At 66.8% G+C, this 13,746-nt stretch carries 11 protein-coding genes; 3 read left to right on the forward strand and 8 right to left on the reverse strand.

Translation table 11 applies throughout. The annotated features are described in order from the left end of the window. Nucleotides 1–458 precede the first annotated feature (458 nt). From AB4Z47_RS12945 to AB4Z47_RS12960, 4 genes are all read right to left on the reverse strand, one after another. A complete protein-coding gene (locus tag AB4Z47_RS12945; RefSeq protein ID WP_441950617.1) occupies nt 459–2,363 on the reverse strand; it encodes an acyl-CoA synthetase in 1,905 nt (634 codons plus the stop codon). Beyond that, nucleotides 2,360–3,298 carry a fumarylacetoacetate hydrolase family protein gene (locus AB4Z47_RS12950; protein WP_441950618.1) on the reverse strand — a complete coding sequence of 313 codons (939 nt, stop codon included), beginning with the start codon at nt 3,296–3,298 and terminating at the stop codon, nt 2,360–2,362. Before AB4Z47_RS12950 ends, AB4Z47_RS12945 begins: the two co-directional genes overlap by 4 nt. After that, a complete protein-coding gene (locus tag AB4Z47_RS12955; protein WP_441950620.1) occupies nt 3,295–4,428 on the reverse strand; it encodes a VOC family protein in 1,134 nt (377 codons plus the stop codon). Before AB4Z47_RS12955 ends, AB4Z47_RS12950 begins: the two co-directional genes overlap by 4 nt. 270 nt (nt 4,429–4,698) lie before the next feature. Next, nucleotides 4,699–6,912 (reverse strand): MMPL family transporter, encoded by a 2,214-nt coding sequence (locus tag AB4Z47_RS12960; protein ID WP_441950622.1) that lies wholly within the window; start codon nt 6,910–6,912, stop codon nt 4,699–4,701. A gap of 271 nt (nt 6,913–7,183) precedes the next feature. Between AB4Z47_RS12960 and AB4Z47_RS12965 the strand changes: the two genes are divergently transcribed. Further along, entirely contained in the window at nt 7,184–7,846 is a 663-nt protein-coding gene (locus AB4Z47_RS12965; protein ID WP_441950624.1) for a TetR/AcrR family transcriptional regulator, read from the forward strand. Nucleotides 7,847–8,310: 464 nt separating this feature from the next. Here AB4Z47_RS12965 and AB4Z47_RS12970 read toward each other — a convergent pair whose 3' ends face one another. The 3 genes from AB4Z47_RS12970 to AB4Z47_RS12980 all read right to left on the reverse strand — a co-directional run bounded on the left by AB4Z47_RS12970 (nt 8,311) and on the right by AB4Z47_RS12980 (nt 10,521). Beyond that, the gene (locus AB4Z47_RS12970) at nt 8,311–9,495 is read right to left on the reverse strand and encodes an NAD(P)/FAD-dependent oxidoreductase (RefSeq protein WP_441950626.1); all 1,185 of its coding nucleotides are present in this window, start codon (nt 9,493–9,495) and stop codon (nt 8,311–8,313) included. Nucleotides 9,496–9,576: 81 nt separating this feature from the next. Then, entirely contained in the window at nt 9,577–10,281 is a 705-nt protein-coding gene (locus AB4Z47_RS12975; protein WP_441950627.1) for a sigma factor-like helix-turn-helix DNA-binding protein, read from the reverse strand. Beyond that, entirely contained in the window at nt 10,282–10,521 is a 240-nt protein-coding gene (locus AB4Z47_RS12980) for a sigma factor (RefSeq protein ID WP_441950628.1), read from the reverse strand. It abuts the gene before it with no gap. Nucleotides 10,522–11,079: 558 nt separating this feature from the next. On the opposite strand from AB4Z47_RS12980, the gene AB4Z47_RS12985 reads away from it, so the two are divergent. Both AB4Z47_RS12985 and AB4Z47_RS12990 read left to right on the forward strand, forming a co-directional pair. Then, entirely contained in the window at nt 11,080–11,850 is a 771-nt protein-coding gene (locus tag AB4Z47_RS12985; RefSeq protein ID WP_441950629.1) for a DUF6882 domain-containing protein, read from the forward strand. Between the two features lie 297 nt (nt 11,851–12,147). After that, nucleotides 12,148–13,059: a methyltransferase domain-containing protein gene (locus AB4Z47_RS12990; protein WP_441950630.1), complete on the forward strand. Its 912-nt coding sequence runs from the start codon at nt 12,148–12,150 to the stop codon at nt 13,057–13,059. A 57-nt stretch (nt 13,060–13,116) separates the two neighbouring features. Here AB4Z47_RS12990 and AB4Z47_RS12995 read toward each other — a convergent pair whose 3' ends face one another. Then, nucleotides 13,117–13,395: a hypothetical protein gene (locus AB4Z47_RS12995; RefSeq protein WP_327120818.1), complete on the reverse strand. Its 279-nt coding sequence runs from the start codon at nt 13,393–13,395 to the stop codon at nt 13,117–13,119. Nucleotides 13,396–13,746: the final 351 nt, after the last annotated feature.

Genomic DNA, 13,746 nt, shown 5'->3' on the forward strand with positions numbered 1-13,746 from the left:
GCAGTCCGGAATCGCGGCAGTGCGATGCAGAGAGCCGACAGATCTGCGCTGGTGCACTGTACGGTGCCATCGGGGCGGACCAGGGCGGTGTGCCCCCGGCGCACCCAGCGGCGCAGTTCGCTTCCGGCCTGGCGATCGCTAGGCCCCCGCCCCGTTCTCGGATCTGGGCGCGTTGCGCGGATGTCGGCTCGACCGTGATGACGATCGCGTAATGGCCCGCGGTGACGTCGTCGTAACGGCGGCCGCCGTCCAAGACCGCGTTGGGAACCAGCCTCCCCACCCGGCCGCGGAGCAGGCGCGACCGCAATACGAGGTCGGACCGATACCCCGAAAGGCGGCTGCAGCGATGCCGAGATGGCCGGCCCGGCTCCGCATCGGCTGGACTTCCAGTACTTTCGCCGTGCCGAGCAGCAGGAAAAGCACAACGAGCGTAACGGCCAGGGCGGTCGAAGCGTTTGTCATTGCCGCACCGCGAGCTTCCATTCGATCGCATAGCGGCCGAGGATCGCCGCTACGGCCTTCTCATCGCCGACCTGGTCGAGTTCGACGGTCGCGAAGATCGCGCCGTCTTCGACGATGGCGGCGACGCTGTGCACTCCGGCGATCTCGGCGAGGGCGTCGAGGAGTTCGCGACGGGTGGCGTCCGCGCGCAACCCGAGTTTGTAGGGTTTGCCCACGTCGGTGACCGGCAGAGTGTCGAGCACCGTGACGGTCTTGGGAGCCGCGGCGCGCTCGGGTACGTGCCGGCTCGCCCACCCGAGCAGTTCGGCTTCGGTGACGGCGGCGCCGGGCGTCAGGGTGACGTAGGCGACCGGCACCTCACCGGCACGGACGTCGGGGCGTCCGACCGCGCCGGCCGCGGCGACCTTCGGGTGCGAAAGCAGGGCGTCTTCGATGATCGCCGGGTCGATATTGTGCCCGCCGCGAATGATCAGATCCTTGGCACGACCGCGTAGATGGATGAACCCTTCCTCGTCGATGTGGGCGAGGTCGCCGGTGTCGAGCCAGCCGTCGACCAATTTGCCCATGCCGTTGAGCACGTGCCGGTGCTCAGTACGGCCGATCAGGTATCCCGCGAACACCGTGGGGCCGCCGATGACCAGCACTCCGACCTCGCCGATAGGCAGTTCCGCCCAGATTCCGTCCTCCCCGGCACGCACCACCTTCATTTGCTGATAAGGCATGCGCTGCCCCACCGTATGAGGTCGCGGCAGGTCGGGGAAGCTGCGCGCGCTGACGCAGGTCGCCTCGGTCAGTCCGTAACCCTCGACCAGAGTGATTCCGGTGTGCATCTCGAAGTTCTCCCGGACCGCGGGCGGCAGCGGCGAGGCACCCACCATCGCGTAGCGCAAACTGCTGATGTCGGCGTTGACCGGGCATTGCGCCAGCACCGCATACACGGTGGGCACCGCGCTCATCGCGGCGAGCCGATAATGTTCGACGATGTTCCAGAACTCGGCGTAGATCGCGAGGTCCCGATAACCGAGCGGTCCGGCCCACACCACCGACTGCCCCTTGAACAGGGGCGCGAGCAGGGTGACGACCAGCGCGTTGACGTCGAACAGCGGCAAGGCCGCGAACACTACGGAATCTTCGTCGAACAGGGAGTTCGCAGCAACCATCCACGCATTGGCGACCTCGCCCGCATGGGTGTGCGCGGCCAGCTTCGGCACGCCGGTGGTGCCCCCGGTATGGAACAGCGCGGCAAGATCCGACGCAACCGGGGCTTTCCCGGTGAAAGCGGCCGAATTGTGCCCTGCGGCCGACTCGTCGAGGTACCCGACGCGCACACCGTCGATCCGCTGCAGTGCCTGCGGTTCGCCCGCCGCCGCGGTCGGCCGCAGCACGAGTACCGCGTCCAGCAGGCCATCGCCAGCCAGCACACGCACGGAATCCCAGACGGCGTCGGACAATTCGGGCCCAGCCGCGATGAGTACCCGCGCACCGGTGAGCCGCAGTAGTTCGGCGATATGGCGCCGAGACAGCCCGCCATTGATCGGGGCGGCGATACCGGCCAGCTGGGCAGCGAGAGTCGCGGGAATCAGCTCAGCACAGTTGGGTGCGATCAAGGCCACGGCGTCATCGCGCCGCACACCGAGTTCGTACAGCAAGTTCGCATACCGGTGCACATCGGCCAACAGCTCGGCAAGGCCGCGCCGCAATGGTTCCCGCCACTGCGCCGCCTCCGGCAACACGGCGACGGCGGTGCGCTGCGGCCACAGTTCCGCGGCCCGCACCAGCAGGGCGTAGGTCGATTCCGGCAAACGGGGCTCGGCCAGCGGGACGGACTCGATCTCGGGCAGGTCGCTCGGCCCCGCGTAGCGCGGCCACAGCAGATCCGCGGTTATCAGATCGTCGGTCATCGGGTGTACCTCACCACCGTGCGCTGCCGGCCCAGCTCGATCGCACCGTCGTCGGTGGACACGGCGGCCTCGATGACGTCGCCGTCCTGCAGATACTTCGGATTCTTGGCTTGCCCCTTGAAGAAGAGCTTCCATTTCACCGCAGCAGGCAGCAGGGACCCGACGATCTCGACCGGCTTGGCTGGAGCGCTGATCGCCGTGCCCACCGGCGTCCCGGTCAGCAGTAGATCACCGGCATCCATGCGCTGGAAACGGGTCAGCGTCTGAAGCGTTTCGACGGGGCCGTAGATCATGTCGGCGACCGTCATGTCCTGGCGCGACTCGCCGTTGACCCACAACCGCAGCCGCAGATCGGTGAACCGCTTCAGCTCACCGGCGTCCAACAGCACGAGCGCCGGCCCGACCGGGGTGAACGTCGGATATGACTTCGCCTCGTAGAACTGGGTTTTCGGCAACTGCACGTCCCGGGCGGAAATGTCGTTGGTGACGACCAGTCCAACGATGTAGTCGGCGAGAGTGTCAGCGGTGATCTGCGAGCCGACCGGCATCTCGCGGCCGAACACCAGCCCGATCTCCACCTCGTAGTCCAGCAGCCGCACATGCGCGGGCCGGATCACGTCGGCGTACGGGCCGCTGATCGACCCGGAGGTTTTCCGGAAGAAGGTCAGCGGCACGGTCTCCGGGTCCATGCCCGAGTCCTTCACGTGCGAGGCGAAATTCGTCATCTGCGCGACCACCCGGCATGGTGCGGTCACCGGCGAGATCAGCGAAAGACTTTCGACGGGCACGATCTCGGTGCTCGCCGCCGCCGCGACGATCGCCTGCCGATCGGCCAGCAGCTGACCGGTGGTGGTCGCCGCGGTGTCGATCTCGGCGGCGCCGGAGGGTTCGGCCACCCACCAGGCATCGGCGGTACGAAGGACGGAGATGCTCATGAATTGGCTGCTTTCATCAGGCCACGTAGGCGGTCGAGGTCGAATTCGTTGTCCTCGCGCAGTGCGTCGACGATGGCGCGCAGCTCGCGAAGGGCTTCCCGGCCCGGCTCGAGGCCGAGGAAATCTTTGCTGGCGGGCGGCCCCCACTGGGCGAGTCCCGAAGCACTCATTGGTGCCCAGCCCGGTTCGAGCGTGCAGTCGAACATGTCACCGTCGCTGAAATGCTCGACCAGAAACCCGTCCGGATCACGCCAGTAGTCGAAGATCTGGCTGCCCTGGATATGGCGGCCGATCCCCCATGACCGGTAGTAGCCGTGGTCGAGCAGGTACTCCCCGCCCGCAGCCATCGCGTCCAGGTCGGCGACCTGATAGGCCGAATGCACATACCGGTTGGCGCCACCCAACACCAACGCCAGCGTGTGGTGGTCGGTCGGGGTGGAGCCGCGATCGCAGCGGATGAAGCTCATCACCGGTCCCCGTTCGCGCCGCCCCGCGTAGTAGAGGAAGTCGCTGACGATCAGACCGAAGTGCTGCAGATACCAATCGAGTGTTCGGCGGTACGTGGTGGTCTGCACCACGACATGCCCGAGACGCTGAACTCTCGCCGGCGCACGGGGCGGCCGCTGGGTCCGATTCGTACGGGCCACCTCATGCCCGAAGTTCAGTGTGCACGGAGCCTGCACGGGCAGGGCCCCGAGCTTGTGGGTGTCGGTGACCACCCGCACCCGCAAGCCACTCGGGTCGGTCAGGTCGACGGTCGATCCGCCCAGGCTCTCGGGCAGGTTCACCACCTTGCTTCCGCCGGCCTCGGCAAGCCGGAGCAGGTCGGCGGTGTCCGCCGCCCGAAAGGCCGGACCGACGAACCTCGATCGCCGCCCTCGGCGTATCACCACGCACGGCTCACCCGGGTCCATACCCCGCAACTGCAGTTCGTCCGGAGTGCGCAGGGATGTCGCGAATCCGAAAGCATGCGCGAAGGTTTCGGCGCGGTCCAGGTCCGGCTTCTCGAACTCCAGCCACGCCAGATCGTGCACCTTGACGATCGGATCCCGCGCCCGACCCGGGTGTTCACCGCCTGATGCGCCGCGCTCGCTGTGCAAGCCGGCGTGCGGGTCGTGATGGTCAGTCATAGACCACTCCCTCCAAGAGATTGACGATATCGTCACATAAGACTCTTTAGTCAGTCAAGGAGTTCTGACTAATTCGTCACTATTGATACAACGCGATACATGGCGGCCGGATCGTCGCAGTCGACGCCGCACCACACGCGGCCGATTGCCGCAATGATCACGGCCGCGCACGCCTACACGGCCGAGAGGTCTGTCCCCGCAATCCGGATGGCCGCATCATCTGTCGATTTCCGTCGGCCGGGTCGAGTTCGACGTGCGAATTCCGGCTGATCATTCTGCAACGGTCTGCCGCACTTCGGCTTCGGCTCCCTGCGCGTACCGGTGTTCCAGTTCGGCGCCTTCGATGTCGAGGTCGGGGACGTAGCGGGCGAACCAGCGCGGGTGGTACCACATGCGGTTTCCGATCAGGGCCATGACGGCGGGCACCAGCGTCAGGCGGACGATGAAAGCGTCGAGAAGGACGCCGATGGCGAGGGTGAAGGCCAGCGGTTTGACGATCGGGTTGTCGACGGTGGTGAAAGCGACAAAGACCGCGAACATGATCAGCGCCGCGGCGGTCACGACGCGCGCCGACTGTGCGACGCCGTTCTGCACCGAGGCGATCGCGTCGGAGGTGCGGCTGTGTTCCTCCTTGATCCGGGAGACGACGAAAATCTGGTAGTCGCTGGAGAGCCCGAAGATGATGGCCAGGATGATGATCGGCAGGAAGCTCAGCGTCTGCGTCTTGACGACGCCGAAAAGATTTGCTCCCCAGCCCCATTGGAACACCGCGACTTGGGCGCCGAGGGCGGCGAAGACCGACAGGATGAATCCGACGATCGACGACAGCGGTACCAGCACGGTACGGAACGCGATCGTCAACAGCACCAGCGCCAGACCCACGACGACCGCGAGGAAGATCGGCAGCGCCTGGGCCAGCCGGCTCGAGGTATCGATGTTCGCGGCGGTGGTGCCGCCGATCAGATAGGTTGCCCCGGTGCCGTTTACGATATCGGCACGGTCGTCACGCAACCGGGTCACCAGATCGGCGGTCGCGGTGTCGTCGGGACCGGTCTTCGGAACCACCTGGATCAGCAGCAGCCCGTTCGCAGTGCCAGCGGGCTGCACCGCGGCGACGTTCGGCTGCTGCTGCAGCCGGCTCATCACCCTCTGCGCCGCGTCCGGGCCGGTCGCTCGGGACAGGTCGGTCACCACCAGCAGCGGCCCGTTGAACCCGGGACCGAATGAGCGGCTGACCAGCTCGTAGGCCTTGTGTGCAGTGCTCGATTCCGGTTGCGACTCGCCACTGGGCAGCCCGAGGTGGATCCGCGCGACCGGGGCCGCCAGGACGACCAGCACCGCGATGCCGAGCACCAGCAACGGGATCCGGAACCGGGTGACGAACCGTCCCCACGCGTGCCCCACCGTGCGCTCGGGCTCGTACGCGGCGATCCGCGCCGCCTCCTCTGGCCGCCCCGGATGCAGCGGCGGCGAGATGAACCGGGCGACGGCGCCCCCGGCGAAACCGAGCAGCGCAGGCAGAAGCGTCAGCGCGACAAGCATCGCCACGAGCACAGCACCAGCCGCCGTCAAACCCATCACGGTCAGGAACGGGATCCCCGCGACCGACAATCCGCACAGCGCGATGATCACTGTTACCGCGGCGAACACCACCGAACTGCCCGCGGTCCCGACCGCCAGCGGTATCGACTCCGCCGCCGGGATCTCCAGCACGATGTTGTGCCTGTGCCGCGACAGGATGAACAGCGCGTAGTCGATCCCGCACGACAAGCCGAGCATCAGCGCGAGTGACGTGGCCGCCGCGGGCACGTCGACGAAGGACGCGACGCCCAGGATTCCGGTGAGCCCGATGCCCACGCCGACCAACGCGGTGACAATGGGTAGCCCCGCTGCGATCACGGCGCCGAAGGTGATCAACAGGATGACGAATGCCGCGGCGATGCCGAAAATCTCCGGCGTCTCGGGGACTTCGGCCGTGAACCCCGGGTACACGGCGCCGGAGAATTCCACTTCCAGGCCCGCGTCTCGTGCCGGTTCGGCGATGCGTTCCACCTCGTCCAGAGTTTCCTCGGTGACTTCTCCAGCCGACACCGAGAACTGCACGCTGCCCAACGCGACACGCTGGTCCGGCGACACGGCCTTGGCCTGGAACGGGTCGACCACGGCGGCGACCTGTGACAACCCCTTGAATCCTGCTATCACCTGCTCGATCTGGACACTCGGCTGCGAGTCGGTCACCTCGGCCATACCGGGCGTGGCGAACACGACCTGCATCTGGGCACCGCTGAACGCTGGCATTCGCTGCCGCAGCAATGACACAGCATCCTGCGACTCGGTGCCGGGAACGGTGAAGTTGTCGGACGTCTTACCGCCGGTCCCCACAGCGAACCCGATCGCGCCGGCCAGCAGCACCACCCACGCCGCCAGCACCCACCAGCGACGATGTGCCACCAACCGACCAAGACCGAACAGATACCGAGACATGCGGGTCCTCTCGTCGAGCCACCGACCGACACACCACCGAAGCGATCGCACGTAACTTCGGTACGATAACACGCCTTATGATGATTTCCTCATAAACGTAGCAATGGTCAGCAACCTCCTCCTCTCGGGCGGCCGCTGACGGCACTCGCAGGGCAGCCCGCTGCCGTCGGACCGACTCGGGCAATCAGTCAAGCGATTCTGACTGAATCGTCACTGCTGACCGGTGAGGCTAGGATGGCGACCGAGTTGCGTCAGGGAGAGGTGGACAGCGATGGCCGTGCAGACCGGTTCGGAACCCAACCGCCTGGAGCGCCGCAAAGCGCGCACCCGCGCCGCACTGGTGAGTGCGGCCCAGTCGCTCATCGCGGCGGGAAAACTCAACGTGCCGATCCTGGAGATAACCCAGGCCGCCGACGTCGGGATGGGGTCGTTCTACAACCACTTCCACAGCCGAGAAGAGCTGTTCGAGGCCGCGGTCGAGGAAGCGCTCGACCGGCATGGCGCCGTACTCGACCTCCTGTGCGAGGACGTGGACGATCCCGCTCACGTGTTCGCACAAAGTTTCCGGCTCACCGGTCGCCTGCACCGCCGCAACCCGACACTCAGCAAGGTCCTGCTCAACAACGGACTCACTCTCGCCGGCTCCGACAAGGGCCTTGCACCCCGCGCTCACCGCGACATCGAGGCCGCCGCGCACGCCGGCCGGTTCCAGGTCCGCGACCCGGAACTGGCCATGACCATCGTCGCCGGCGCCGCCCTCTGCCTAGGACGACTCCTGCACGACCACCCCGAACGCGACGACACCGAGGCCACCGACCAAGTCGCCGAGGACCTGTTGCGCATGTTCGGCCTACCCGCCGAAGAAGCCCACGAGATCTGCCGGCGCCCATTACCGTCCCTCGACATACCACCACGAGACGACACCGCCGCCTGAACCACCGGCCTGCGCACATCGGCAGATGCTCGCATTGCGACGGCCCAACTCGTCACCTCGGATGAGACCATCCGCAGCTCAGCGGAGGTCGGCTGCGACTCGGAGTCGGACTGGGCTGGAACGCTCACTGACGCCACGCCTTCCTCGTAGCAGGGCGGAGCCCTGTGGTGAGGATCAGATCTTCGGCGGAGCAGGAAGCGAGCTGGTAGCGAGCTGCCGGGCATCCTCGCGAGGCGACCCCAGGGCGCATAGGACGAGTTCCGCGGCGCCTGCTCCCGCCTCGCGCCAGGCTTGGCGTCTGACAGGTGGACAACGGGTCGGCACAGTATTCGACGGTCGCGGGCAGGACCCCACGATGGGACGGGTGAGCTCGTTCAGCGGTCGAGTCCGGTATCTCGTTGCGGCGGAAGTAGAGCGGCCGCGTCGGATCGTCCCGTCCGACACGGCCCGTACGGAGCGCGGCGTCACGCGGTGAGGGCGCGGATCGGCTCGGCGGCGGTGATGTGACGGCGGCGGGACGGGAGCATCGATGTCGGGTGCGAGACGCTCCAAGCCGCGCTCTTGCAGATGAACTCCTCGAGTCGCGCGGCCGCCCAGCCGGTGAGGGCGGAAGGCTCGGGCTGATCGTTGGGGGTGACCCACTGTACGACGGCGTCGCGGCGGCCGAGGCTGATGCACTGGCCGGTGTAGCCGATCGAATTGCGGGGAATCTTTCGGCCGGTCAGGCGTGCGGCGATGGCGTCAGCGGCCTGATAGGCCGTAGGGACACCCGAGGCGCAGGACATGCGCAGCGGATCGCCGTTCGCCCCGGGGGCGAGCGCGGCGTCGCCGACGGCGTAGACGTCGGGGTGCGAGACCGACCGCATCGTGTCATCGACGACGATCTGCCCTGTCGCCGACACCTGCAGGGTGGTGGCCGCGGCGATCGGGTGAACGGCGAAACCGGCTGTCCACACGGTCATTTGGGCCGGGATCGTGCGGCCGTCGATGGTGCCCGCGCCGGTCCGCTCGACGCGGGCGATATCGGTGTGCTCGCGTACGGTGATGCCGAGCCGGCCGAACGCTTTGCGCAGATGCTGTTGAGCCTTCTCGCTCAGCCAGTCGCCGAGGCTGCCGCGAGCAACGAGGGCGACCTCGAGATCCGGTCGGGCTTCGGCGATTTCGGTGGCGGCTTCGATTCCGGTGAGACCACCACCAACGACCAGCACGGTCGCACCCGCGCCCAGGGTTGCCAGACGCTCGCGCATCCGCCGCGCGGACTGCTTGCCGGCGATGTCGTGGGCGTGCTCGGCCACTCCGGGCACACCGCAGTCGGCGGCGGCACTGCCGAGGGCGTAAACGAGAGTGTCGTAGGCGATTTCGCGGGAGCCATCGGCTGCGTCGATGGCGACCGCCTTGCGGTCGGCATCGACCGCGGTCACCCGCGCCAACACCACGCGAACGCCAGTGTCGGCGAAGACATCGGTCAGCTCGCGGCTCTTCAGCTCCTGACCTGCCGCCAGCTGGTGCATGCGGACCCGCTCGACGAACTCGGGATCGGCGTTGACGACGGTGATTTCGACATCGGCGGGGTGCAGCCGCTTGGCCAGGCGACCGGCGGCATTTGCTCCAGCGTATCCGGCGCCGAGAACGACGATGCGGTGCTTCATAGTCTCACTCCTGTCTGGTGGTGTTCGCTTCCTGAACCGGACAGCGGCGCGAAACCTGACAGAAGCGGACTGTGATCTAGGTCACCACCCCTTGAGGAGGGGGTTTACATGCTCGGATGCGGCCCAGTGGCGTGTGGCCCGTTCGAGCTTGCCCGGATTGGCTTGGGTGTGAATGGCCGCGATACCGTTGGTTGTCACCTCCAGGGTGATGACACCGACGATCCGATCGCCGACCACGATCACCAGTGCGGGCACGCCATTGACCACCGCGGCGAACAGGTCGGCACGACCACCGATCGTCGCCCACTTGTCCGCAGTGGGCTCGAACAGGCGGCGCAGGAACCGCGCCACCCGCAGCGCGCCGGTGATCGGATGCGGCAGAGACGTCACCACGCCACCACCATCACCCGCGCTGACCGCGTCGTCAGCCAGCAGCCGCACCAGCGAGTCGGTGTTGCCGCTGAGCGCCGCGGCCAGGAACTCCTCGACGACCCTGCGGGCGGCGGCCTCATCGACTTCCACGCGGGTCCGGTCGTTGGCCAGGTGTTGTTTGGCGCGCCGATAGATCTGATAGCAGTTGGACTCGGTGAGATCGAGGATTGCGGCGATCTCGCTGTGCGCGTAGCCGAATGCCTCGCGCAGCACATACACGACGCGTTCCTTGGCTGACAGCCGTTCCATCAGGGTGAGCATTGCGATCGACACCGATTCGCGCTGCTCGACGGTGTCGGCCGGGCCGAACATACGGTCCCCGGCAAGGATCGGCTCGGGCAGCCACTGGCCCACCTATGACTCTCGCCGTGCCCGTGCCGAAGCGAGCTGGTTGAGGCAGATATTGGTGAGCACCTTCGTCAGCCACGCCTCGGGCGTCTCGACGAACTCACGGTCGGCAGCGTGCCAGCGCACAAACGTATCCTGCACCATGTCCTCGGCATCGCTCGCCGAACCCAACAGGCGATACGCGATCGCCTCCAATCGCGCCCTGGAGTTCTCGAACACCTCAACCTCACGCACACCAGCCGACATGGCTCGAAGTTAAACCGCCGCTGGTCGCTTCCGCTAGCCGCTACGCCGCCCGCACCGACCTTTATGCCCGGCGAGAGATATTGTGTCGGAGGTCACAGCATGGATTGTCACGTTCTCCGGCTCGCCGCGACCACTCCAGCGCTGTGTACGGTGCTCGATTCCAACTGCTGCAGCTGACCGTTCCGGCCGAACACCGGTGACGTCGCCCAGAGCGTGGAAGATCCGCACGCGATGGCCGCTCAGCACGATGTGCGGGTCGGGGCGAGGGCGAGCAGCGCTGGACCGGCGGGTACGAGCCAGAGCAGGTGGCCACCGCGGCCGGCGCATCGAACCTGCCATACCCGTATTCGGCGCCGCGCCCCTCCGTGCGCAGCCGCCGCCATGCGGATCGATCGTGCCGCAGCAGCCTTTCAGTGCGGCGAAAGTCGAGATCGGTTGTGGCGCAGGATGTTGTCACACTGATGCAGTACCTTGCCGACCGAACGGATCTCGGTCGGCGCGTTGGCATCGTCGGCGCGGCAGCGGAGACCAGGAATCGCGTTGACTACGCTATTGCGGGTGTCCGAACCTGTGCCACTGACGAGGCTGCTCGATGACGCGGGGTTGCTGTCGCTCGAGCACCGACTCCACCTCGAAGAAGTGCTGGGCGCACACGTCTGGCAAGCCGATCTGGATGGACGCCGACTCGAATTCGTCGGTGAAGAGCACTCATTCGTGTGCACCAAAGTCCACCTGCTCGGCACGGCCGGCGCCGAGTCGTGGTTGTGGGGATGGGCAAATCCATGGGGCTACCCGCCCGCGCTGATCAAGGCCGCGCAGACGGTGCGCGAGTTCGGCTTTCGGTACGGCGTGACCGAACTATGCGCAGCAGAACTACCCGTTACCCTCGCGGGTGCGGCACCCGAGCCGCACCAGGTGGCCGGGCTGATGGCCGACGCCGCGAAGGTCGTCTGTGGGCGCTGGAGTTCCTACTGCGGTGTCACCGACGGTACGTGCGTGGCATTTCTCGTCGAACATCCGGCGTTCCTGCTACCGCCGCCCACCGCGTCCGGCCTTGCGCGCGTGCTGGCCTACGGCGTCGGTGCGCTGCCGCTGACGGATCATCGACGCGCCATCCACAGCTACCTGACCAGGAGGGGCCTGTTCAGCGAATTTCTCGACGACTACCGGTGGCTCGAATTCAGCGGCCACGGTCTCGCGGGCGACATCGACTTCGATGCTTCCGGACATGTCGCACACTTCGATATCCACGTGGTCATGGATCGGATCGAGCCGCCGTCCGGGCCGAGAAAGCGGTCGGCCCACGCACGCCGAGCACCGGTCACCTGACTGCCATCTTTCCATCGACGACGCGTCCGGACGCTCATCGAGACGGCCGAAGCCGAGGAGACATCGGACGCGGTGACAAGGGCAGCGGGCTCACACGGACGGTGGTCAGCCCATGGCGCTGCCTGTACAGCACGCCATCGATGACAAGATCATCGCTCTTCGCTGCTCGGACTGGCCGAATCCCGTGCGCAGGAATGGAATCGGCGTGGGCTGTCCAACGAGCAGCTGCTCGCCATCGACACGGTCGAGGCGAGCACGAGGCTGCCGCCGGCGGCGGGGTGGGTTTACTGTCGGAGCATGCCGAGCGAACAGGCGACACCCCGCCCTTCACTGTCCTTCCATGTGGACGCGATTCCCGCCGATCACACCGACAACGTGCGAGACGATGCGCCCACCGACGACCCGATGGCCGCGCTGATCGGCATCCTCGACCTTCAGGCAGCAATACCGGGCATTCGACGGATGCGCCGCTGGGGACACGACGCCTTGGCCGTCGGGCCCGGCGAGTACGCGCTGGACATAGGCACTGGAACAGGTAGTGAGGTGTTGGAATTCGCCCACCGAGTCGGCCCCGACGGCGACGCGGTCGGCGTCGATCCGAATCCCGCGATGCTCGCCACTGCCCGGGCACGAGCCGAGGCCGCGGGCTCGCGGGCCCGCTTCGTCGATGGCACCGCCTATCACCTACCGTTCCCGGACGACTCCTTCGACGCGGTGCGTTGCGAGCGCGTCTACCAGCACCTCGACGACCCGGCCGCGGCCACCGCCGAGATCGCGCGGGTTCTGCGGCCGGGCGGGCGGGTGCTGCTCATCGACAGCGACTGGCACACCGCGATCGCCCATCCTGGCGACGCCGACGTGATCACCCGCCTGACGACGACGATGCTCGCGACCACCCCGAACCCCACATCGGGCCGCCGCCTGCGCGGTCTGCTCACGGCCGCCGGGTTCTCGATCGACGACATCGGATCGGAGGCGGTGATCTGGGATCCGGACACCGTTCGCCCCCTGTTCGCGCGGATGACCGAACGCGCCCTCGCCGACGATGTGATCACCGAGGAGCAGCGCCTCGATCTGATCTCTGGGATGGAGGCGGGCATCGCCGCAGGCGACTACCACCTCTCGGTGACCATGTTCGCGGTGCTCGGCCACCGACCACCAGGCGGTGGAGCGGCCGCCGGGATCGGCACCGCAATGCTCGACACGTAGAAGCGGCCCGGCAGAGATAACTCCGCCGAGCCGGTGGCCACGAGTCTCCGCCGCGCGTCAGCCGAGGACGGCGTTCATGATGGTGCCCGCGCTGGTCGCCACAACACCACCGGTCATGGCGCTGGCGACCATCTTGGGCGACTGCAAGGTGCCGCCATTCCACTTCTCCCACGCGAACCTGCCACCGCCGTAGGTGATCGCGGTGACGCCGGACAGCTGGACCAGCCAGGTGAAGTACTGGCCCATCTGCATCAATTTGTCCGCCAGCGGCGGCGCTTCCGGGGTCGGATTGTCAATCTCCGCAAGAACGGTGTCGTGTAGCGCGGCGAGAATCATGCTCACGTTCGTACTCCTTTTCCGCATGCTGAGGTGATGCCGGAGGTAGATTCGAGAGAAGATTTGCGCTCGTGGAATTCGGGGCGCCACGGGCACTGCGACGCTATGTACGGCCGCCGACTCGGGCGTTCCGTGTCATGGCTGTCTCCTGCTTTCCACGTGGTTGCTGGGAAGACTCGTGACAAGATCAATTGAACCCGATCGCGATGGGGTGATCCCGGCGACACACCGGTCCGCGCATGACTCAACTCACAGCCGCGGGCCGTGCCACCGCGGGCCGTCGCCTTTACGATTTCACTAGTGCAGGGACTGACGTCATGTCGGTGCATTGCGGCGCCGAATCTTCCGCTG

Origin of the sequence: Nocardia sp. 2TAF39 (genome assembly GCF_052114905.1) — a bacterium.
In the GTDB taxonomy this organism is placed as follows: Bacteria; Actinomycetota; Actinomycetes; order Mycobacteriales; family Mycobacteriaceae; genus Nocardia.

Excerpts from the sequence above, each read along its gene's own strand:
- AB4Z47_RS12960 (WP_441950622.1), bottom strand. The coding sequence starts at position 6,912 with ATGTCTCGGTATCTGTTCGGTCTTGGTCGGTTGGTGGCACATCGTCGC.
- AB4Z47_RS12970 (WP_441950626.1), bottom strand. The coding sequence starts at position 9,495 with ATGAAGCACCGCATCGTCGTTCTCGGCGCCGGATACGCTGGAGCAAAT.
- AB4Z47_RS12965 (WP_441950624.1), top strand. The coding sequence starts at position 7,184 with ATGGCCGTGCAGACCGGTTCGGAACCCAACCGCCTGGAGCGCCGCAAA.
- AB4Z47_RS12945 (WP_441950617.1), bottom strand. The coding sequence starts at position 2,363 with ATGACCGACGATCTGATAACCGCGGATCTGCTGTGGCCGCGCTACGCG.
- AB4Z47_RS12995 (WP_327120818.1), bottom strand. The coding sequence starts at position 13,395 with ATGATTCTCGCCGCGCTACACGACACCGTTCTTGCGGAGATTGACAAT.
- AB4Z47_RS12950 (WP_441950618.1), bottom strand. The coding sequence starts at position 3,298 with ATGAGCATCTCCGTCCTTCGTACCGCCGATGCCTGGTGGGTGGCCGAA.
- AB4Z47_RS12990 (WP_441950630.1), top strand. The coding sequence starts at position 12,148 with ATGCCGAGCGAACAGGCGACACCCCGCCCTTCACTGTCCTTCCATGTG.
- AB4Z47_RS12980 (WP_441950628.1), bottom strand. The coding sequence starts at position 10,521 with ATGTCGGCTGGTGTGCGTGAGGTTGAGGTGTTCGAGAACTCCAGGGCG.
- AB4Z47_RS12955 (WP_441950620.1), bottom strand. The coding sequence starts at position 4,428 with ATGACTGACCATCACGACCCGCACGCCGGCTTGCACAGCGAGCGCGGC.